General features: G+C 70.6%; 18 protein-coding genes and 1 pseudogene. 8 read left to right on the forward strand and 11 right to left on the reverse strand.

Annotation, left to right across the window (positions count from 1 at the left end; all coding sequences use genetic code 11):
* Positions 1 to 2 precede the first annotated feature (2 nt).
* On the forward strand, positions 3 to 917 hold the full coding sequence (locus tag AB0I94_RS26800; RefSeq protein WP_363312218.1) for a sugar ABC transporter permease: 915 nt from the start codon (positions 3 to 5) through the stop codon (positions 915 to 917).
* Positions 914 to 1,839 (forward strand): annotated as a pseudogene (locus tag AB0I94_RS26805) (carbohydrate ABC transporter permease). The gene AB0I94_RS26800 and the pseudogene AB0I94_RS26805 overlap by 4 nt, the downstream one beginning before the upstream one ends.
* A 513-nt stretch (positions 1,840 to 2,352) precedes the next feature.
* Here AB0I94_RS26805 and AB0I94_RS26810 read toward each other — a convergent pair.
* Entirely contained in the window at positions 2,353 to 2,727 is a 375-nt protein-coding gene (locus AB0I94_RS26810; protein ID WP_363312219.1) for an STAS domain-containing protein, read from the reverse strand.
* 301 nt (positions 2,728 to 3,028) lie between these two features.
* Here AB0I94_RS26810 and AB0I94_RS26815 point away from each other — a divergent pair, with 301 nt between their 5' ends.
* Positions 3,029 to 4,072, forward strand: coding sequence for an NUDIX domain-containing protein (locus AB0I94_RS26815; RefSeq protein ID WP_363312220.1), 1,044 nt, complete (start codon positions 3,029 to 3,031; stop codon positions 4,070 to 4,072).
* A gap of 10 nt (positions 4,073 to 4,082) precedes the next feature.
* Here AB0I94_RS26815 and AB0I94_RS26820 read toward each other — a convergent pair whose 3' ends face one another.
* On the reverse strand, positions 4,083 to 4,814 hold the full coding sequence (locus AB0I94_RS26820; RefSeq protein ID WP_363312221.1) for an MBL fold metallo-hydrolase: 732 nt from the start codon (positions 4,812 to 4,814) through the stop codon (positions 4,083 to 4,085).
* A 90-nt stretch (positions 4,815 to 4,904) separates the two neighbouring features.
* Positions 4,905 to 6,260, reverse strand: coding sequence for a dipeptidase (locus tag AB0I94_RS26825; RefSeq protein WP_363312222.1), 1,356 nt, complete (start codon positions 6,258 to 6,260; stop codon positions 4,905 to 4,907).
* 135 nt (positions 6,261 to 6,395) lie between these two features.
* Here AB0I94_RS26825 and AB0I94_RS26830 point away from each other — a divergent pair, with 135 nt between their 5' ends.
* Positions 6,396 to 7,598, forward strand: a complete 1,203-nt coding sequence (locus AB0I94_RS26830; protein ID WP_363312223.1) for a geranylgeranyl reductase family protein — start codon at positions 6,396 to 6,398, stop codon at positions 7,596 to 7,598.
* Positions 7,599 to 7,611: 13 nt separating this feature from the next.
* Here AB0I94_RS26830 and AB0I94_RS26835 read toward each other — a convergent pair whose 3' ends face one another.
* Positions 7,612 to 8,091 carry a nitroreductase family deazaflavin-dependent oxidoreductase gene (locus AB0I94_RS26835; protein WP_363312224.1) on the reverse strand — a complete coding sequence of 160 codons (480 nt, stop codon included), beginning with the start codon at positions 8,089 to 8,091 and terminating at the stop codon, positions 7,612 to 7,614.
* Positions 8,092 to 8,265: 174 nt separating this feature from the next.
* Here AB0I94_RS26835 and AB0I94_RS26840 point away from each other — a divergent pair, with 174 nt between their 5' ends.
* From AB0I94_RS26840 to AB0I94_RS26850, 3 genes are all read left to right on the forward strand, one after another.
* The gene (locus tag AB0I94_RS26840) at positions 8,266 to 8,997 is read left to right on the forward strand and encodes a TetR/AcrR family transcriptional regulator (RefSeq protein ID WP_363312225.1); all 732 of its coding nucleotides are present in this window, start codon (positions 8,266 to 8,268) and stop codon (positions 8,995 to 8,997) included.
* Positions 8,998 to 9,122: 125 nt separating this feature from the next.
* A complete protein-coding gene (locus tag AB0I94_RS26845; RefSeq protein ID WP_363312226.1) occupies positions 9,123 to 10,379 on the forward strand; it encodes a sensor histidine kinase in 1,257 nt (418 codons plus the stop codon).
* Positions 10,376 to 11,041, forward strand: a complete 666-nt coding sequence (locus AB0I94_RS26850) for a response regulator transcription factor (RefSeq protein WP_363312227.1) — start codon at positions 10,376 to 10,378, stop codon at positions 11,039 to 11,041. Before AB0I94_RS26845 ends, AB0I94_RS26850 begins: the two co-directional genes overlap by 4 nt.
* Here AB0I94_RS26850 and AB0I94_RS26855 read toward each other — a convergent pair.
* Both AB0I94_RS26855 and AB0I94_RS26860 read right to left on the reverse strand, forming a co-directional pair.
* Entirely contained in the window at positions 11,002 to 11,277 is a 276-nt protein-coding gene (locus tag AB0I94_RS26855; protein WP_363312228.1) for a DUF6332 family protein, read from the reverse strand. The two genes, AB0I94_RS26850 and AB0I94_RS26855, sit on opposite strands and share 40 nt — an antisense overlap.
* A 76-nt stretch (positions 11,278 to 11,353) precedes the next feature.
* Positions 11,354 to 12,853 (reverse strand): MFS transporter, encoded by a 1,500-nt coding sequence (locus tag AB0I94_RS26860; protein ID WP_363312229.1) that lies wholly within the window; start codon positions 12,851 to 12,853, stop codon positions 11,354 to 11,356.
* A gap of 89 nt (positions 12,854 to 12,942) precedes the next feature.
* Between AB0I94_RS26860 and AB0I94_RS26865 the strand changes: the two genes are divergently transcribed.
* Positions 12,943 to 13,368: a MarR family transcriptional regulator gene (locus AB0I94_RS26865; RefSeq protein ID WP_363312230.1), complete on the forward strand. Its 426-nt coding sequence runs from the start codon at positions 12,943 to 12,945 to the stop codon at positions 13,366 to 13,368.
* 36 nt (positions 13,369 to 13,404) lie between these two features.
* Here the strand turns inward: AB0I94_RS26865 and AB0I94_RS26870 are convergent, their stop codons facing one another.
* From AB0I94_RS26870 to AB0I94_RS26890, 5 genes are all read right to left on the reverse strand, one after another.
* Positions 13,405 to 14,139 (reverse strand): maleylpyruvate isomerase family mycothiol-dependent enzyme, encoded by a 735-nt coding sequence (locus AB0I94_RS26870; RefSeq protein ID WP_363312231.1) that lies wholly within the window; start codon positions 14,137 to 14,139, stop codon positions 13,405 to 13,407.
* Between the two features lie 107 nt (positions 14,140 to 14,246).
* Positions 14,247 to 15,872, reverse strand: a complete 1,626-nt coding sequence (locus AB0I94_RS26875) for an AMP-binding protein (protein ID WP_363312232.1) — start codon at positions 15,870 to 15,872, stop codon at positions 14,247 to 14,249.
* Positions 15,873 to 15,915: 43 nt separating this feature from the next.
* Positions 15,916 to 16,932, reverse strand: a complete 1,017-nt coding sequence (locus AB0I94_RS26880; protein WP_363312233.1) for an acyl-CoA desaturase — start codon at positions 16,930 to 16,932, stop codon at positions 15,916 to 15,918.
* A gap of 13 nt (positions 16,933 to 16,945) precedes the next feature.
* Positions 16,946 to 17,791: an SDR family oxidoreductase gene (locus AB0I94_RS26885; protein ID WP_363312234.1), complete on the reverse strand. Its 846-nt coding sequence runs from the start codon at positions 17,789 to 17,791 to the stop codon at positions 16,946 to 16,948.
* A complete protein-coding gene (locus AB0I94_RS26890) occupies positions 17,788 to 19,092 on the reverse strand; it encodes an FAD-dependent oxidoreductase (protein ID WP_363312235.1) in 1,305 nt (434 codons plus the stop codon). The genes AB0I94_RS26885 and AB0I94_RS26890 overlap by 4 nt, the downstream gene beginning before the upstream one ends.
* Between the last annotated feature and the right edge of the window lie 43 nt (positions 19,093 to 19,135).

Genomic DNA, 19,135 nt, shown 5'->3' on the forward strand with positions numbered 1-19,135 from the left:
CCGTGCCGCAGAAAACCGCGCGGCGCGCCGGACGGCGGGGACCACGGCGCTTCACGCGCCGTGACATCGCCGTGCTCGGCGTGCTTCTGGGAATTCCCGTCCTGCTGGACATCTTCATCATCTGGGGCCCGGCCCTGGCCTCCGTCGGCCTGTCCTTCACCTCCTGGGACGGCGTAGGCGACATCCAGTGGGTGGGCGGAAAGAACTACCGGAACCTGGTCGACAATTACCCGGCGTTCTGGCCGGCCGTCCGCCACAACCTGCTGTGGATCGCCTTCCTCGGCCTGGTGGCCACACCCTTCGGGCTTCTCCTCGCGGTCGTCATCGACCGCGGGGTGCGCTTCAGCCGCTTCTACCAGTCCGTGCTCTATATGCCGGTGGTGCTCTCGCTCGCCGTGGTCGGCTTCATGGCCCAGCTGATCCTCGGCACCGACCAAGGCGTGGTCAACACCATCCTCGACAACCAGAACGACCCGATCGACTGGCTCGGGAACTCCGACATCAACATCTGGATGATGATGCTGGCCGCGAGTTGGCGGCACACCGGTTACGTCATGATCCTGTATCTGGCCGGGCTGAAATCCGTGGACCCCGCCCTGAAAGAGGCCGCACAGATAGACGGCGCGAACGCCCGCCAGACGTTCTTCCGCATCGTCTTCCCGACACTCCGCCCCGTGAATGTCATCGTCGGCGTCATCACCGTCATCGAGGCGCTGCGCGCCTTCGACATCGTCTACGCGGTCAACAAGGGCCGCAACGGCCTGGAACTGCTCTCCGTGCTCATCACCGACAACATCATCGGCGAGGCGAGCCGCATCGGCTTCGGCTCCGCCATCGCGGTCGTACTCCTGACCGTCTCGGTCGGATTCATCGTGACGTTCCTGGTCCAAGAGTTGCGAGGTGCGCGCGACCGATGACAGCCGACATCCACACCACGCCGCTCGACGAAAGACCCGCACCCGTCACCGAGAAGCCCGTACGCCGCGGCCGCCGCCCCGGCCGTTTCGGGGTGCACATCTTCCTGACGGCGGTGACGCTCGGCTTCCTCGCGCCCCTGCTCCTCGCCGTCTACGCCTCCTTGCGCCCGTACGAGGAAACGGCGGAGCACGGCTATTTCTCGTTTCCCAAGAGCCTGTCGTTCGACTACTACCGCCAGGCCTACAGCGATTCCGGCATGGGCAAGTACTTCACCAATACGTTGCTCATAGCGGTGCCCGCGGTCCTGATCACGCTCTTCCTCGCGGCGTTCGTGGCATTCGCCGTGTCCCGGCTGAGGCTCCGCGGCGGAATGGTCCTCCTGATGCTCTTCACGGCCGGGAACCTGCTCCCGCCCCAGGTCCTCGTCACCCCCTGTACGTCCTCTTCCTCAAGATCCCCCTCCCCTGGTGGATGTCCGACTCGCTCACCCTGTACGACTCGTACTGGGCGATCATCATCGTCAACGTCGGCTTCCAGGTCGGTTTCTGTGTCTTCGTACTGTCCAATTTCATGCGGACGCTGCCGCAGGAAATCCTGGAGGCGGCGATCGTGGACGGCGCGGGAGTGTGGACGCAGTTCTGGCGCATCACCCTCCCCCTGTGCCGCCCCGCGCTGGCAGCGCTGGGCACACTGGAATTCACCTGGATCTACAACGACTTCCTCTGGGCCCTCATCTTCATCTCCGATCCCGACAAACTCCCGATCACGTCATCCCTGAACAACCTGAGGGGCCAGTTCTTCACGGACTACAACCTCTTGGCAGCGGGCTCGGTCCTGGTGGCGCTCCCCACGGTCCTGGTCTTCCTGCTGCTCCAACGGCACTTCATCGCGGGGCTGACCCTGGGGTCGAGCAAGGGGTGAGGGAACCTCGCCTCCGCGTCCGGCCCGCGTCGGCCGGTGTGAGGAGTGGGCGGGGTGGCGGCCGTCCGCATGATCCGTTCCGTGTCACGGGCCGTCATGTCCCCGCGTCGGCCGGCCGGATTGAGAGTGTCGGGGCGTGGCCACCGACAACACTCAGCAGACGGAGCGCTCCGCATGAAAGCCCCGAAGTACGCGCGTGACATTCCCGGCCTGTGCTGGGACGAGAGGCCCGGTGATGTCCTGCACTGCACTCTCGGGCAGGGTCACGCCGGCGACCACTTCCACGCCTACACCCGGACCAGGTGGCCCAACCGTGCCCGCACGGCACGTCCTGTGGCGAAGCCACGGTGAGCGCGCGTTTCACACGGGGTGCGAACGAAATGCGTAGACGCACCGCGCGCGCCTGCTCCCGGCGACGGCGTCAGCGGGGCAGGCTTTGGGTGCTGCCCGGACCCCGCAGCGTTCCGGAGCCCCTCCAGCGGCTGCGAAGAGCCCGCCGCCGCTGGTGTGGGTTCACTTCTGCCGCAGCGCTTCTTCCAGCGTGGGGACCGGGGACAGCAGGAGAGTGAGGCCCGTGAGCCGCAGGACGCGGAGGGTCAGGGGGTGGGTGCAGACCACGGCGAGGCGGGCGCCTCGCGCCTTCGTGCGGCGGCGTGCGCGCACCAGCAGACCGAGGCCGGAGCAGTCGAAGAACGTGGTGTGGGTCAGGTCGATGACCACGGTGGCCGCTGTGCCGCCGGTGATGGGGTCGAGGAGTGGAACGATCTGCTGGTAGGCCAACAGGTCGATCTCACCGCACAGTTCTACGACGACCGCGCCATCGCGGCCGTACACATGGGGCTGCTGATCGGAGTCGAAGGCGAATTCGTTCAGTGCATCGAGTTGCACGTGTCCCCCAGGGGCGAGCATCGGCCGGGTCCTGTGAGCGGGGCCCATCGGAAGAGCCGGATTCAGGAGGTCACCAGGGGCTGGGGCGCCTGGCGGATCACGCTAGCGGGGGAGGGCCTGTCCTGCAGTGACGGAACGATTCATGCAGGGTGACTGCCACCCGATGGGGTGAAGTGCATGCGAATTGCTTGACAGTTTATGGCGTTTTTCGGCCCAGGCGATGGCCACCTCATCAGGGCCTGGTTTCCGTGGCAGGGTGTTGCGGGCAAGCCACAGGGGGCCAACAGAAGAGGGGGGAACCGTGATCGTCTGGGTCAACGGCGCGTTCGGTGCGGGCAAGACCAGCGCCGCACGGGAACTGATCGAGCTGATCCCGAACAGCACACTCTTCGACCCCGAGGTCATCGGCGGCGCGCTGCACGAACTGCTGCCTGCCAAGCGCCTCGCCGAGGTGAGCGACTTCCAGGATCTGCCGCTCTGGCGGCGGCTGGTCGTGGACACGGCGGCAGCCCTGCTCGCCGAGGTCGGTGGCGTCCTCGTGGTGCCCATGACCCTGCTGCGGCAGGAGTACCGAGACGAGATCTTCGGCGGGCTCGCCTCGCGCAGGATCGCCGTACGCCACGTCGTCCTGACACCGGATGAAACGATCCTGCGCGAGCGAATATCAGGGCGCCCCGTCCCGGAGGTGCCGGGCGGCGACACGCGTGTGCGGCAGTGGTCGTTCGACCACATCGAGCCGTACCGCGCCGCGCTCGCGGGCTGGCTCGGCGCCGACGCCCACCGCATCGACACCGGCGCGCTGACCCCCTGCGAGACCGCCGAGCGCATCGCCGACGCCGTACGCACCGGGGCCGCGTCCGTCTGCGACATCGTGCAGACCCCGGAGCCCACCGCGGAGACGCTCGCCGCCGGCGTGCTGCTCTTCGACGAGCGGGACCGGGTGCTGCTCGTCGACCCGACGTACAAGGCCGGCTGGGAGTTCCCCGGCGGTGTCGTCGAACAGGGCGAGGCGCCCGCGCGCGCGGGCATGCGCGAGGTGGCCGAGGAGACCGGCATCCGGCTCGTCGACGTCCCGCGGCTCCTCGTCGTCGACTGGGAGCCGCCAAGGCCGCCCGGCTACGGAGGCATGCGGTTCCTCTTCGACGGCGGGCGCCTCGACAGCGGTGAGGCGCGTCAGATGCTGCTGCCCGGCCCCGAACTGCGCGACTGCCGCTTCGTCACCGAGGAGGAGGCGGCCCTGCTGCTGCCCTCCGTGCGCTACGAACGGCTGCGCTGGGCCCTGCGCGCGCGGGCGCGTGGGGTCGCCCTGTACCTGGAGGCGGGGGCCCCCGTCGGCCCCGAATGACCGACGGGGATCAGCCCTCGGCGTACCCGTCGACGGCAGCACGCAGCACGGACGACGCCTTCTCGGTCACCGGATCCCCGTGCCCGAAGCACGCCACCTCCGCATCGAGCGCCGCGAGCTTTTGGAAGGACGCGAGAGCCCGGGCGCGGTCCAGGTTGAAGACGCCGAGCATCACCTGGCCGTCCAGCGGCGAAACGGCGACGGCGTCACCGGTGAACAGCACGCCCCGCTCCGGGAGATGGATCCCGATACTGCCGTCCGTGTGGCCGGGGGCCCCGACCACGTGCGCACCGCCCCCGAAGTCCAGCATGTCGCCCTCCGACAGCTCCCTGACCTCCTCGGGCAGCACCGGATTCGACGGCGGAGGTCCCAGTCTCCGCATCGCGTCCTCGTGCAGCGGCACCTCCCAGTCCTCGAACACCGGGGGCGGCCCCATCACCTCGCCCCGGACGATCGGCGCCTCCAGGCGGTGCGCGTACACGGCGGCCCCGCTCAGCCGCGCGAACTCGCCCGCGCCGCCCACGTGATCCTCGTGGAAGTGCGTCAGCACGATGCGTCGTACGTCCTCGGGGCGCAGCCCGAGAGCGGTGACCGCGTCCGCGATCCGCAGTCCGGCGCCGGGCGGGCCCGCGTCGACGAGGGTCAGCGCGTCACCGTCACGCCAGAGATAGGCCTGCCCGACGGGGAAGCGCAGGAGGTACAGCTCGGGGAAGAGTGCGGGATGAACCCTGATGACGTCCATGAGCCGACCGTAGGAAACGCCCTTGCGGCGGGCGAGGGTTTTTAGCCGAGGGCAGAGGGATTGCTCCCCCTGCCCTGCCCGCACGGTGGCTCAGCTCGCCGCGTACTTCTGGAGGAACAGCGCCTCCGCGACCGAGAGCCGCTCCAGCTCCTGCGGTGACACGCTCTCGTCGACCGCGTGGATCTGTGCCTCGGGTTCGCTCAGGCCGATCAGGAGGATCTCCGCACGGGGATAGAGCGCGGCGAGGGTGTTGCACAGCGGGATCGAGCCGCCCTGCCCCGCGTACTGCATCTCCTCGCCCGGATACGCCTCGCCCATCGCCTCCGCCATCGCCGCGTACGCCGGGCTCGTGGTGTCCGCGCGGAACGGCTGGCCCTGCCCGATCTGCTCGGTGGTCACCTGCGCGCCCCAGGGGGTGTGCGTCTCCAGGTGCGCCTGCAGGAGCTTGGTGGCCTCGGCCGCGTCCACGCCCGGCGGCACCCGCAGGCTGATCAGCGCCCGCGCGGCGGCCTGTACGGACGGGGTCGCGCCGACCACCGGCGGGCAGTCGATGCCGAGCACCGTGACCGCGGGGCGCGCCCAGATGCGGTCGGCGACCGTGCCCTTGCCGATCAGTCGGACGCCGTCGAGAACCTTGGCGTCCTTCCGGAAGTCGCCCTCTTCGTACTGAAGCCCGTCCCACACCTCGTCGCCGGTGAGCCCGTCGACCGTCGTCGAGCCGTCCTCCGCGCGCAGCGAGTCGAGCACCCGCACCAGCGCCGCGAGCGCGTCGGGGGCCGCGCCGCCGAACTGTCCCGAGTGCAGATTGCCCTCAAGGGTGTCGATACGGACGCGTACGAGCGTCATGCCGCGGAGCGTGGCGGTGACCGTCGGCAGGCCGACGCGGAAGTTGCCCGCGTCGCCGATGACGATGGTGTCGGCCGCGAGGAGGTCGGGATGCTGCTCGGCATACCGCTCAAGGCCGCCCGTGCCCTGCTCCTCGGAACCCTCGGCGATCACCTTGACGGTCACCGGGACGCCGCCGTTCGCCTTCAGGGCGCGCAGCGCGAGCAGGTGCATCAGGACGCCGCCCTTGCAGTCGGCGCTGCCGCGTCCGTACCAGCGGCCGTCGCGCTCCGTCAGCACGAACGGCGGGCTGGTCCACGCCGCCTCGTCGAGCGGCGGCTGCACGTCGTAGTGCGCGTAGAGCAGCACGGTGGGAGCGCCCTCGGGGCCCGGCAGCAGGCCGTACACCGACTGGGTGCCGTCCGGGGTGTCGAGCAGGGCGACGTCCTGGAACCCCTCGGCGCGCAGTGCGTCCGCCACCCAGTTCGCGGCGGCCTCGCTCTCGCTCCTGGGAAACTGATCGAAGTCCGCCACCGACTTGAAGGCCACCAGTTCGGTGAGCTCCACCTTCGCCCTCGGCATGAGCGAGGCGACGGTCTCGGTGATCGGATTCGGCGACATGGGCACGCTCCTCGTGGGTGCGACGTTGCACGTATGTGGGTGTTGTGATCCTCCCACAGGAGGGTGACCCAGGTGCCCGCCGTAGGATGCCTGGGAAAGCGCGGCCAACAGCTGGATCGGGAGCGGTAGACCAACGTGAGCAGCGAGAACTCAGCGGACGACGCGCAGTACGTGTGGGATGTCGTCGTGGTGGGAGCAGGGCCCGCGGGGGCGTCGGCGGCCTATGCGGCAGCCGTCGCGGGACGCAGGGTCCTCGTCCTGGAGAAAGCGGAACTGCCCCGGTACAAGACGTGTGGCGGCGGCATCATCGGCCCCTCGCGTGACGCGCTCCCGCCGGGGTTCGAGCTGCCCTTCAGGGACCGGGTGCACGCGGTGACGTTCTCCCTGGACGGCAAGTTCGCCCGCACCCGCCGCTCGAAGCAGATGCTCTTCGGGCTGATCAACCGCCCCGAGTTCGACCAGCGCCTGGTCGAGCACGCGCAGAAGGCGGGCGCCGAGGTGCGCACCGGCGTCACCGTCGCCCGCGTGGAGCAGCACGGCTCCGTGGTGCCCGACCGGCGGACCGTCGCGGTGGTTCTCCAGGGCGGCGAGACGGTACTCGCCCGCGCGGTCGTCGGAGCGGACGGCAGCGCGAGCCGCATAGGAGCACATGTCGGCGTGAAGCTGGACCAGGTGGACCTGGGCCTCGAGGCCGAGATCCCGGTGCCGCGGAGCGTCGCCGAGGACTGGGCGGGCCGCGCGCTCATCGACTGGGGCCCCATGCCGGGCAGTTACGGGTGGGTGTTCCCCAAGGGCGACACGCTCACCGTCGGTGTCATCTCCGCACGCGGCGAGGGTTCGGCCACCAAGCGGTACTTGGAGGACTTCATCGCCCGTCTCGGACTCGCGGGCTTCGAGCCGAGCATCTCCTCCGGCCATCTGACCCGCTGCCGCAGCGACGACTCGCCGCTCTCGCGCGGCCGGGTCCTGGTGTGCGGTGACGCGGCGGGGCTGCTCGAACCGTGGACGCGCGAAGGCATCTCGTTCGCGCTGCGCTCGGGGCGGCTCGCGGGGGAGTGGGCGGTGCGGATCGGTGAGGCGCACGACGCGGTCGACGCCCGCCGCCAGGCCCTGAACTACGCCTTCGCCGTCAAGGCGGGCCTCGGCGTGGAGATGAGCGTGGGGCGACGCATGCTCACGCTCTTCGAGCGCCGTCCGGGCGTGCTGCACGCGGCGATCACCGGGTTCCGGCCCGCGTGGAACGCGTTCGCGAGGATCACCCGCGGCTCGACGACGCTCGGCGAGCTGGTGCGCAACCATCCGCTGGCGGGGCGGGCGCTCTCCGCGCTCGACAAGTAACGCCCGGCGGAAGTCACTTCGTGACGGTGACGCGGAAGACGGGGTGGTCGCCCGCGGCCGCCTCGATCTCCGCGTCCGTGGACTTGGCGGTGACGCCCTTGAAGTACTGGTTGACCTCCCAGCCCCACTTCTCCAGATAGCCGCGCAGCAGCGGCAGCTTCTGCGCGTCCGGGACCTCCTCGACCGTGAACGCGCGCACCTTGCGGCCCACGCGCAGCTCGCCCCCGCCCGCCACGCGCATGTTGCGCACCCACTGCGAGTGCCCGCGCGCCGAGACGAGGTACTGGGCGCCTTCGTACGTGAACGGGTTGACCGGGATGCGCTGCATCTGTCCGCTCTTGCGACCCCGTACGGAGAGTTCGGCCGAGCCCATCAGGCTGATCCCGTGCCGCGCCAGCCAGCCGATGACTCCGTTCAGGCGGACGGCGAGAGGGCTGCCCTTGAGGTAGTAGGGGGTGGGGGAGCCGGAGGAGGACGAGGAGGACGAAGTCATGGTGACCGCCAAAGTCGGGGAAGCTTCCGAGAGCACTGCTCTCGCTTGAGAGCAGTGTGCACGAGACGGGTGCTCTGTTTCAAGAGCAGTGCTCTCTAAATTGTGCGCCGCTCACTTCGTGGTGCGGCGATCTCGTTCTGGTGCACCGCTCTCAACTCGTGGCACACTGCCCGTATGAGCAGCGCCACCAGCGGGGCCAGGGCCCGCGCCCGAGTCGAAGTCACCGCCGCCATCAAGGACGAGGCACGCAGACAGCTGGCGGCCGACGGAGCAGCCAAGCTCTCGCTGCGCGCCGTGGCCCGCGAGCTCGGCATGGTGTCCTCCGCCCTCTACCGCTACTTCCCCAGCCGCGACGAACTCCTGACCGCGCTCATCATCGACGCCTACAACTCCCTCGGTGCCGCCGCCGAGTCGGCGCACGCCGAGGTCGCGTCGGCCGAGCCCGTGCGGCGCTGGACGGTCGTGTGCGAGGCCGTGCGTTCCTGGGCGCTCGCGCATCCGCACGAGTACGCCCTCATCTACGGCTCACCCGTCCCCGGCTACAGCGCGCCCGCCACCACGGTCGACGCCGCGTCCCGCGTCGGGCTGCTGCTCATCGGGATCGTGCGCGACGCCCACCAGGGGCGCGGCATCGCCGTGCGGCCGGTGCCGGGCGGGCTGCGTACGGAGGCCGAGCGGATCGCCGCCGATCTCGCGCCGGACCTGCCGCCGGCCGTGATCACGGCGATGGTCGCGGCGTGGGCCCAGCTGTTCGGGCTCGTGGGCTTCGAGGTGTTCGGGCAGTTCAACCGCGTCGTCGAGAACCGAGCGGAGTTCTTCTCGTACGCGGCGACACAACTCGCCCACGGAGTCGGACTGAGCGAAGGCATGGGCCGGGGGTGCGCGGGGCAGCGCGAGGAGCAGTAAGGACCCCGAGGAGCAGTAAGGACCCCGAAGAGCAGCATGGAACCCGAGGTACTCCAACGGAAGTACGTGTGATCGCAACGCTCGGCTGATGCCCGCCGCCCACCGTGCGGTCTAGCGTTGCCGCCATGGACGAACAGCGCGAACGTGGGCGCGGCGGGCCGGCCCTGCCCTGGGGCGGACCGGCGATGTGGCGGCAGGGTCCGCCCTGGTGGAACCGGCGGGAGGACGCCGGGGGCGCCGGCAGGCTGCCGTGGCTGACGACGTTGGCGATCACCGTGTTCGTACAGGTGGGCTCGAAGTACGCGGCCGAGGGCCAGCTGGACCGGGAGCCGCTCGACACCTACGCCCGGCTCCTCCTGCTCGCGGGCACGGCCTCGCTCCTGCTGCGTCACCGCCACCCGGTCCCGGTCGCGTACGTCACCGCCGGGACCGCACTGCTCTACCTGGGCGCCGGGTACGCGTACGGACCCGTCCTGATCACCGTCGCCGTCGGCTGCTTCGCCGCGGTCGTCTCGGGGCACCGGCGCGCCGCGTGGGGCGCCGTCGGAATGCTGTGGGCGGGGCATCTGCTGGTCGCGCACTGGCTCTACCACTGGCTGCCGCCGGACGGCGACAATGAACGGACCTGGGGCGAGGAAACCGTCGTCGCCGTCTGGGTCGTCGCCATCATCGCCGTGTCCGAACTGGCCCGCGTACGGCGCGAGCAGTGGATGAAGGAGCGCGCGGAGCGCGCGCGGGCCGCCGAGCGGCGGGCCGACGAGGAGCGGCTGCGCATGGCCCGCGAGCTGCACGACGTCCTCGCCCACAGCATCTCCGTGATCAACGTCCAGGCGGGCGTCGGCCTCGCGCTGCTCGACTCCGACCCTGAACAGGCCCGCACGGCCCTGACCACCATCAAGGCCGCGAGCAAGGAAGCCCTGGGAGAGGTCCGCCAGGTCCTCGACACCCTCCGTACGCCCGGTGACGCGCCACGTGCCCCGGCTCCCGGGCTCGACCGGCTGCCCGAACTCGTGGAGCAGGCCGCACGTACGGGGCTCACGGTCGACGTCGACACCCAGGGGACCCGAAGAAAGCTGGCGCCCGGCGTCGACCTCGCCGCCTTCCGCATCGTCCAGGAGGCCCTCACCAACGTCGTACGCCACTCCGGATCACGGCACGCGCGCGTGCTGGTGCGGCAGGAGGCCGCGGCGCTCACCCTGCGCATCGACGACGACGGCCCGGCCACCGGCGCCGACGCGGGCGGCAGCGGCAACGGTCTCGCGGGAATGCGGGAGCGCGCCGCTGCCCTGAATGGCACGATCGACGCGGGCTCGCGCCCGGACGGGGGCTTCCGGGTCACCGCCGTACTGCCCACCCGCACGGCACCTCAGGAGGACCAGTGATCCGCGTACTGCTCGCCGACGACCAGTCGCTGGTCAGGGCCGGTTTCAAGGCGCTGCTCGACGCCCAGCGGGACATCGAGGTCGCGGGAGAGGCGGCCGACGGTGAGGAAGCCGTGCGAAGGGTGCGGGAACTGCGCCCCGACGTGGTCCTGATGGACATCCGCATGCCGCTGCTCGACGGGCTCGCGGCGACCCGGAGGATCACCGACGAGCCGGACCTGAACGCCGTCAAGGTGGTCATGCTGACCACCTTCGAACTGGACGAGTACGTCTTCGAGGCGATCCGTTCCGGGGCTTCGGGTTTCCTCGTCAAGGACACCGAGCCCGAGGAACTGCTGCGTGCCGTCCGCGCGGTGGTCGACGGCGACGCGCTGCTCTCGCCCGGCGTCACGCGCCGCCTCATCGCCGAGTTCGCCGCCCGCTCCAAGGAGCCCGCGGGCGCCGAGCCGCTGGGTGAACTCACCGAGCGGGAGCGGGAGGTGATGGCGCTGGTCGGCATCGGCCTGTCGAACGACGAGATCGCCCGCCGTCTGGTGGTCAGCCCGCTCACCGCGAAGACGCACGTCAGCCGGGCCATGGTGAAGCTCGGCGCTCGCGACCGCGCCCAGCTGGTCGTGATGGCCTACGAGTCGGGCTTGGTGCGCCCGGGGTGGCTGGGCTGACGCGTCTCGCGCCGGTGGCGTACGAGGATCGTCACCAGGACAGCGACGAAGACGACGGCCCCCGCGATCACACCGGTCCGGACCAGCGTGCCCTCGCTGGGTGACGTCACACCGAAGAAGAACGCCGGTGAGGCCACGGCCAGCATCGTGGCCCCCGCGAGGGACGTCGCGGCGAAGAGCGCGAAACCGATCTCCACGGTGTTCGCGTCGCGCTCGGCCTGTGTCCTTCGCCCCATCCTCGAAGTGTGCGGTGTGCGCTCCCGGCGGGCAAGCAACTGCGCGCCGGGAGCGACCTGTTGATCGGCTGTGCGGTCAGTCGTTGACAGCCACCGGCTTCCTCTCCGCAGCCTCCGCAGTCTCCTGCGGCGTCGACTTCGTGACGACGACCGTCTCGTGCGTACGCCTCGTCCGCACTCCGGTGAGGGTGATGAGCAGGCCCGCGACCGCGATGGCCGTGACCACGATCAGGCCGGGCCGGTAGCTGTCGAGTACGGCCTGTGGCGAGGCGTCGCCGCCGTGCGAAGACGCGGTGATCACGGCCGTGACGACGGCGAGGAAGATCGCGCCGCCCACCTGGATCGAGGTGTTCAGGAGGCCCGACACCATGCCCTGCTCGTCGTCGTGCACGCCGTTGGTGGCCTGGATGTTGAGCGAGGGGAAGACCAGGGCGCACGCGAAGCCGAGCAGGATCATGGACGGCAGCACCATGGACGCGTACGACGGGGTGAGGGTCACGCGCAGGAACAGCGCGTACGAGGCGACGAGCAGGACGAAGCCCGCCACGATGACCCGCGGTGTACCGAACCGGTCGATCACCGAGCCGACCTTCGTGGACGACAGGGCGACAAGCGCGCCCGCGGGCAGGAAGGCGAGAGCGGTCTCCAGGGCGGACCAGCCGAGCAGTGTCTGGAAGTACTGCGTGGCCAGGAACTGGAAGGAGACATAGCCGCCGAAGAATGTCATCGCGCCGACCTGCGCCCGGAGCTGGGGCCCGGAGCGTAGGACTCCGAGGCGGATCAGCGGGCTCGCGGTGCGCAGTTCGATGCGTACGAAGACGGCGAGCAGCACGGCCGCGGCGAGGAACGACAGGAGTGTGCGGGCCGACGCCCAGCCGGCCTCGGGTGCCTCGACGACGGTGAAGACGAGCAGCAGCATCGCCGCCGTGCCGGTGACGGCGCCCGGAACGTCGTAGCCGCCGATGTTCTTCTCGCGGGCGCTGCGCGGGATCAGCTTGAGTCCGGCGATGAGCGCGATGACGGCGATGGGCGCGGGCAGCAGCATCGTCAGGCGCCAGCTGGCCTCGGTGAGCAGTCCGGACAGGACGAGGCCCATGGAGAAGCCGGTGGCGGCGCAGGTGGTGTAGATGGTGAGCGCGCGGTTGCGGGCGGGGCCCTCGGCGAACGTCGTGGTGATGATGGAAAGGCCCGCCGGCGCGGTGAACGCGGCACTCAGGCCCTTGATGAAGCGGCTGGCGATCAGCAGCGGACCCGAGTCGACGAACCCGCCGAGCAGTGAGGCGAGGGCGAAGACCGCGAGTGCTATCAGGAAGACGCGGCGCCGTCCGAGCAGGTCGGCCGCTCGGCCACCCAGGAGCAGGAGGCCGCCGTAGCCGAGGATGTAGCCGCTGACGACCCACTGGAGGGTCGAGGTGGAGAGGTTCAGTTCGGAGCCGATGGAGGGCAGCGCGACGCCGACCATCGACACGTCGAGTGCGTCGAGGAACATCGCGGCGCAGAGCACGATGAGAGTGCCCCACAGGCGCGGGGACCAGCGCTCCGGGGACGCGGAGGCAGCTGTGAGCGGAGAAGTCATGCGCAGCACGGTACATGCACGCGCATTGAGTGCAAGTGCATTTAATTCCGATGCAACAAAGAGGGCCTTTTCTGCTACCGTGCGATGTCATGGCGGCGAAGAAGGCCGAGCAAGGGCTCAAGACGGCCGAGCAAAGGCTCGTGGACCAATGGCGCGACATCCTCGCGGTGCACGCGCGCACCCTGTGCGAACTCGACGGCGCCTTGCGTGAGCACGGCCTGGGCGCGAGTGACTTCGAAGTCCTCGACGTGCTGTCGGAGGGCGCCACGGCGGACGGCGACTGCGCCTACCGCGTGCAGGACATCGCGGGCCGGGTGCACCTGAGCCAGAGCGCACTGTCCCGCCTCATCGGCCGCCTCGAGAAGGACGGTCTGGTGGAGCGCGCCATGTGCAGCGAGGACCGGCGCGGGGTGCGGGTCGTGCTCACCGACAAGGGACGCCACCTGCACACGGAGGTGCGGCCGTTGCAGCGCGCGGTGCTTGAGCGGATGCTCGCGGGGACCGGATCCGAGTAGCGCGGACCGGCCCCCACCGGATGGCGCCGACCGGTCTCAGACGCCCGACATCTCGCTCCACAGTGCGCTCAGCGCGGTGTCGCCGCTGACGTGCGGGAACGGCGCGCGGTTCCACAGCGCGAGGTAGACAAGCTCCGCCGGACCCGACACCTCGCACTCGGCCCGGCCGTCCTCGCCCCGCTCCGTGACGGGCGGCTCCTGCGAGAGGTGCACGGTCCACACGGCGTCCGTGCCCGCGTCCGTCGCCCGCACGCGCAGGACCCGCGGCTCCTGCGTACGCACCCGGCTGCGCGAGCGCGCGTGGAAACCGCGGAGCAACTCGTCGATCCCGTCCGCGGCGAACTCCGCGCCTATCGGCGACGACGCGCCCCCGAGCGCGGACTCGGCGTCCACGCGGTGGATCGTCGTCTCGTTCGCCTGCCGCCGCGCCCAGAACCCGAGCGGGGACGGCGCGGGCAGGAACGCCCAGCACCGCACATCGGGCGAGGCGGCGCGGAGGGTGGCGACCAGGTCCGCGTGCGCCTGCCGGTACCAGCCGACCAGGGCGGCGCCGTCCAGCTCCGGCGGCTCGTCCATGGGCCGCGGCGCGATGTGCCCCTCGGCGACGAACGCCGCGGCCCAGCGGTGCACCGTCCCCGTGTGGCGCAGCAGGTCGCGCACGGCCCAGCCGGGGCAGTTGGCCACCTTGGCGTCCGGCCCGGCCGCCTCGGCGGTGCGGGCCAGCAACTTGCCTTCCGCATCAAGAATTTCAAGGTGCTCGGAGATCTTCATGTGCTGGATTCTGCCGGATGGGGCACGCCACGGGGGGCTCTCCGAGGACCCGTACACGTACTTCGGGCGCTCCATGCCGACGAGCGCGTACGGGTCCTGATCTCCGCTCAGGCGAACGTCACCCGGGCCACGGGCTCGAGCCGTCCCTCGTCGAGGAGCGCGCGGCAGCGGAACCGCTGGATCTTGCCGCTCGGCGTCTTGGGAAGCACGCCGCGCGCCAGGAACAGGCACTCCGCGAGCGCGACGCCGGCCTTCTCCAGGGCCAGCGTCGCGGCCTCCTCGGCGATGGGGCGGAAGTCCTTCGGATTGCCCTGGGGCTCCACCATCAGCACGAGCCGGGAGATGCCCGAGTCGCCCGCGTCGACGACGGCGGCGCAGCCCTTGCGGACGTTCTTCAGGGAGTCGACCGCCGACTCGATCTCGGAGGCGTAGACCTTCCGGCCACCGACCGAGAGCATGTCGTCGGCCCGGCCGAGGACGTACAACTCGTCGTCACGCACGAAGCCGAGGTCTCCGGTGCGCAGCCAACCCTCCTGGAAACGAGCGGCCGTGCGGGCGGGGTCCGCGTAATAGCCGTCGGCCAGGCTCGGTGACGACACCAGGATCTCCGAGATGCCGCTGCCGCTGCCCGCCCGAACCGAGACACCGGGCAGCGTCAGGCCGTTGGAGACCAGCCGGGCCGCCTTCGGATGATCGGGCGCCACCTCGATCACCGAGCCTTCGACGAGCGCGGGACCGTCGAAGGCGAGGGCCTTGGGCGCCTGGGCCCACGGCTTCCCGGTCACCGCGAGCGTCGCCTCGGCCATGCCGTAGGCGGGCTGGAACGCCGTGTCGGACAGGCCGAACGGCCGGAACTTCTCCGTCGCCGCCACCAGCGTGTCCCAGTCCACGCGCTCCGCCCCGATCACGGCCGCCCGCAGCTTCAGCTCCTTGGGCAACCCACCGCGGCCCTGTGCCCGCGCCGCGAGGTACACGGCGGTGCTCGTGCCCGCCGTCATCGTCGCCCCGTACTCCGCCATGTCCCGGAACCACGTGCGCGGCGACATCCCGAACCGCTCCGGCGACGACAGCACGAAGTCGAAGTCGTACGCCCACGAGTACAGCAGGCAGCCGAACATGCCCATGTCGTGCGAGAGCGGCAGCCAGGAGGCGACGGTGTCGGCGCCGGGTCGGCCACCGGTCAGGTGCAGGATGATCTGCAACTGCTGCTCGATGGCGCGGGTGGTCAGGGCGCAGCCCTTGGGCGTGCTGGTGGACCCCGACGAGTACTGGATGAACGCCACGTCGTCCCGGCCGGGCGGGCTCGGCTCGATGCGTCCCCCGCCGCGCAGCGCCGACCAGCCGTGCACCGGCAGCTCCTTGCTGAGCTCCGCGGGGACCATGGCGGTCAGCCAGTCGTCGACCAGGAGCAGCGTCGGGTCGAGCCGCGCCGAGAGCGCCACCAGCTGCTCGCCGTACGCCTCCTGGCTCTGGCCGCGGGTCGGCAGCGGCAGCGAGGCCACCGCGCCGCCGGCCAGCCAGACCGCCAGCAGGCCGCGGACCGTGTCCGGTGTGTTGGTGAGGATGGCGGCGACCCGGGTGCCGGGGCCGACGCCGAGGGCCCGCAGCTGGGCGGCCATGCCGTGGGCATCCCTGACGACATCGCTCCAGGGGGTGTGCTCGAACTCCTCGCCCGTCCACTCGTGCAGCACGCCGTTCGAAGCCCCGTTGGTCAGGGCGCGGAAGAACTCCATGTACGTGATCCCCGTCTACTCGTCTGCTCGTCCAGAGGGCGTGCTATTCCACGTCCACCAGCGAGGCGTCGGCCTCACGGGTCTCGCGGCCGCGCTCCGCCATGGGCGCGATGTTCTGCTGGGTCTCCAGGAGTTCCTTCTTGTCCACGGAGCCGGCGGTGACACGGCTGACGCCCGCCTCGCGCATCTCCATGCGCTCGGGGTCGATGCGCACGACCTTCCAGGCCAGGTGGGTCTTCTCGAGGCTCCAGATGAGGATCGCGGAGAGGTCGACCTCGTACCACTTCATGCCGTGCCGGGCCGAGCGCGGGAAGGCGTGGTGGTTGTTGTGCCAGGCCTCGCCGAAGGAGGGGATGGAGAGCCAGGCGACGTTGCGCGACTCGTCGGTGGTCTCGAAGCGGCGGCGGCCGAACACGTGGCCGACGGAGTTCACCGCGTAGGTCATGTGGTTGATGAGGAAGATGCGGACCAGGCCGCCCCAGAGCATGCCGGTCAGGCCGGCGCGCCAGTCGCCGCCGGTGATGGCGTAGGCGATGAGGCCGGGCAGCACGACGCTGGACGCGGTGACCAGCATCAGGTTCTCGCTGAGCCAGCGCAGCGGCTTCTCGCGGACCAGGTCCGGGCAGTAACGCATCGGGTCCGACGTGAGGTTGACGTCGAAGAGCCAGCCCAGGTGGGCGTGCCAGAGACCGGCCATGGTGCCCTTGAAGCCCGGCTCGAAGTCCAGGTGGGGGCTGTGCGGGTCACCCGCCTTGTCGGCGACGCGGTGATGCTTGCGGTGGTGGGCGGCCCAGATCAGCGGCGGGCCCTGCCCGGCCATCACGCCGGCGGTGGCCAGGGCGACGCGTATGGGCTTGTACGTCTCGAACGAGCGGTGGGTGAGCATCCGGTGGTAGCCGGTCGATATACCGAAGCCGGAGACCGCGTACATGATGACCAGGACCACCACGTCCGACCAGCCGAAGATCTCGTTCCACAGCAGGGCCATCGCGCCGAACACCGCGACCAGCGGTATCAGCGACGCCCCGAGGATGAACCAACGGTGCTTTCTGCCGTCCATGTACCAGTGCCTCTCACTTGCGGAAGTCGGAGATGCCGACTGACGGTTGGCTGCGCGAGCTGAGCCGCGCGCCGCGGAAGACGGGCAGTACCGCCGCGCGCAGCACGGGGAAGAGCAGGGGGCGCGGGGTGTGGCGGCCCGCGAGGTACTGGGCCTTGGCGACCGGCCCGGGGACCACCACGCGGCGCCCCTGTGCCAGGCCGCGCAGGCCCGCCTCCGCGACCCGCTCGGGAGTCAGCCAGGCCAGGAACTTGTGCTCCTGGAGCCGTGACATGCCGCCCACCGCGTAGAAGTTGGTGCGCACGGGCCCCGGGGAGAGCAGGGTGCAGCTCACCCCGGTGCCGCGCAGTTCGACGTGCAGTGACTCGGCGAAGGTGTTGGCGAACGCCTTGCTGGCCGAGTAGGTGGCCGCGGTCGGCACGGGCTGGCAGCCCGCGGTCGAGCCGGTGACCAGGATCCCGCCGCTCTGCCGGGCCAGCATGCCCGGCAGCACCGCCTGCGTCAGCGCGTGCAGCGCGACGACGTTGACCTGGACCTCGGCGCTCTCCTGGGCGGGGTCGTTCTCGCTGAACGGCCCGCAGGTGGGGAAGCCCGCGTTGGCGCAGAGGACGGAGACCGGCTGCCCGGCCAGCTCCTGTTCGAGCGCCCGGCGCGCGGCCGGGTCCGCGAGGTCGCAGGTGCGCACGCGCACCGGCACGCCGTGCTGCTCGCGCAGCTCCTTGGCGAGCTGTTCGAGGGCGTCGGTGGAGCGGGCGACGAGCCACAGACCGTACCCGCGCGCTGCCAGGCCGCGGGCGAGGTGCTCGCCGATGCCGGAGGAGGCGCCGGTGACCACCGCCCAGTCGGCGCGGCCGCTCACGCCGCGGCCGAGGGCGACGTGAGGTGCGTGGCCAGCCGGCCGGCCGCGGCACGGCCCGTTCTGGCGCACGCCTCGATCGAGACGCCCTGGATGTAGTCGCCCGCGAGCTCCAGGCCGGTCACGCCCGCGACGCTCTCCCGTACTTCGGCGAGGAAGTCGGCGTGGTGCGGGAGGTAGCCGCTGTAGGCCGCCTTCCAGTGCTTGACCAGGAGGTTGACGCGCTCGGCGCGCGGCGCCCCCAGGTACTTCACCAGGCGCTCCTCGGTCTCCCCGGTCAACCGGTCGATGTTCTCCGGGCTGAGGTCGGTCAGGCGCCCCTCGCGGCCGCTGTAGGTGTAGCGGACGATGTGCCGTTCCTCCATGCCGTACGAACCGGCGTTGCTGCACGGCCCGTCGTCCATGGCGAGCGCGCGGACGTCGTGGCCGAAGACGGGCCGGTCGTACTCGACGAGCACGACGGTGGACGGGAAGTAGTTCACGTCCGCGAGACGCCGGGCGAGGGCGGGCCGCGCGGAGCGGACGATCTCGGCGGTCGCGTAGGCCGGGGTGGCAAGGACCACACCGTCGTAGTCGCTGGTCCGTGCGGGAGCACCGTCCTCGGAGACGCGCAGTCCCGTGACCCTGCCGTCGCGGACCTCCAGGCCCTCCACGGTGGCATTGAGCCGCACCGGGACCCGCTTGGCGAACGCGTCGAGGACCGGCTGGATGCCACCCGCGAGCTGATCGTAATGGTCCATCAGCATCGACAGGTTGGTGCCGAAGGTGCCGGGGTAGACCTCCTCGGGCTCGGCCCCGTTGTTGCGGATGACCATGGGCCGCACCAGCATGTCCGTCATCTCGCGCCCGAAGAACGAGCTGAGCGGCGCGTGGTCGTGGCGCCGCGAGACGCCGCTGAAGTAGCGCGAACCGAGGAAGCGGTTGCGCTCGTCGGCGCGGATACGTGCCGCCATCGCCGCCATCCGCGCGAAGTCGCGGGCCGAGCCCATCCGCCGGATGTTCTTCAGGGTCTGGCTGCGCCGCTCGCTGTCGAGGGTGAGAATCTCGCCGTCCTTGATGCGGGACGCGTTGTAGCCGAAGGACTCGTACGCGTCCGCGCCGAGCTCCGAGGTGAACCAGCGAAACGTGTGGTAGCGGCGGCCGATGTTCTTCCCGCCCGTCATGACCTGCCGGTCGCCGAGCTTGTCGAGGCCGAAGCGGCCGCCGAGGGTCCCGGACGCCTCGACGACCTCGACGTCGTACCCGAGGAGGTCGAGGCGGAGCGCCGCGGTGAGGCCGGAGATGCCCGACCCCACCACCGCCACGCGCCGCCGCCTGCTTGCACTTTCACCTGCGTGTGCCATTGCC

The organism is Streptomyces sp. NPDC050147 (genome assembly GCF_040660195.1).
GTDB lineage: Bacteria > Actinomycetota > Actinomycetes > Streptomycetales > Streptomycetaceae > Streptomyces.

Excerpts from the sequence above, each read along its gene's own strand:
- AB0I94_RS26820 (WP_363312221.1), bottom strand. The coding sequence starts at position 4,814 with ATGGACGTCATCAGGGTTCATCCCGCACTCTTCCCCGAGCTGTACCTC.
- AB0I94_RS26855 (WP_363312228.1), bottom strand. The coding sequence starts at position 11,277 with ATGGGGCGAAGGACACAGGCCGAGCGCGACGCGAACACCGTGGAGATC.
- AB0I94_RS26875 (WP_363312232.1), bottom strand. The coding sequence starts at position 15,872 with ATGGAGTTCTTCCGCGCCCTGACCAACGGGGCTTCGAACGGCGTGCTG.
- AB0I94_RS26840 (WP_363312225.1), top strand. The coding sequence starts at position 8,266 with ATGAGCAGCGCCACCAGCGGGGCCAGGGCCCGCGCCCGAGTCGAAGTC.
- AB0I94_RS26835 (WP_363312224.1), bottom strand. The coding sequence starts at position 8,091 with ATGACTTCGTCCTCCTCGTCCTCCTCCGGCTCCCCCACCCCCTACTAC.
- AB0I94_RS26880 (WP_363312233.1), bottom strand. The coding sequence starts at position 16,932 with ATGGACGGCAGAAAGCACCGTTGGTTCATCCTCGGGGCGTCGCTGATA.
- AB0I94_RS26825 (WP_363312222.1), bottom strand. The coding sequence starts at position 6,260 with ATGTCGCCGAATCCGATCACCGAGACCGTCGCCTCGCTCATGCCGAGG.
- AB0I94_RS26865 (WP_363312230.1), top strand. The coding sequence starts at position 12,943 with ATGGCGGCGAAGAAGGCCGAGCAAGGGCTCAAGACGGCCGAGCAAAGG.
- AB0I94_RS26860 (WP_363312229.1), bottom strand. The coding sequence starts at position 12,853 with ATGACTTCTCCGCTCACAGCTGCCTCCGCGTCCCCGGAGCGCTGGTCC.
- AB0I94_RS26845 (WP_363312226.1), top strand. The coding sequence starts at position 9,123 with ATGGACGAACAGCGCGAACGTGGGCGCGGCGGGCCGGCCCTGCCCTGG.
- AB0I94_RS26870 (WP_363312231.1), bottom strand. The coding sequence starts at position 14,139 with ATGAAGATCTCCGAGCACCTTGAAATTCTTGATGCGGAAGGCAAGTTG.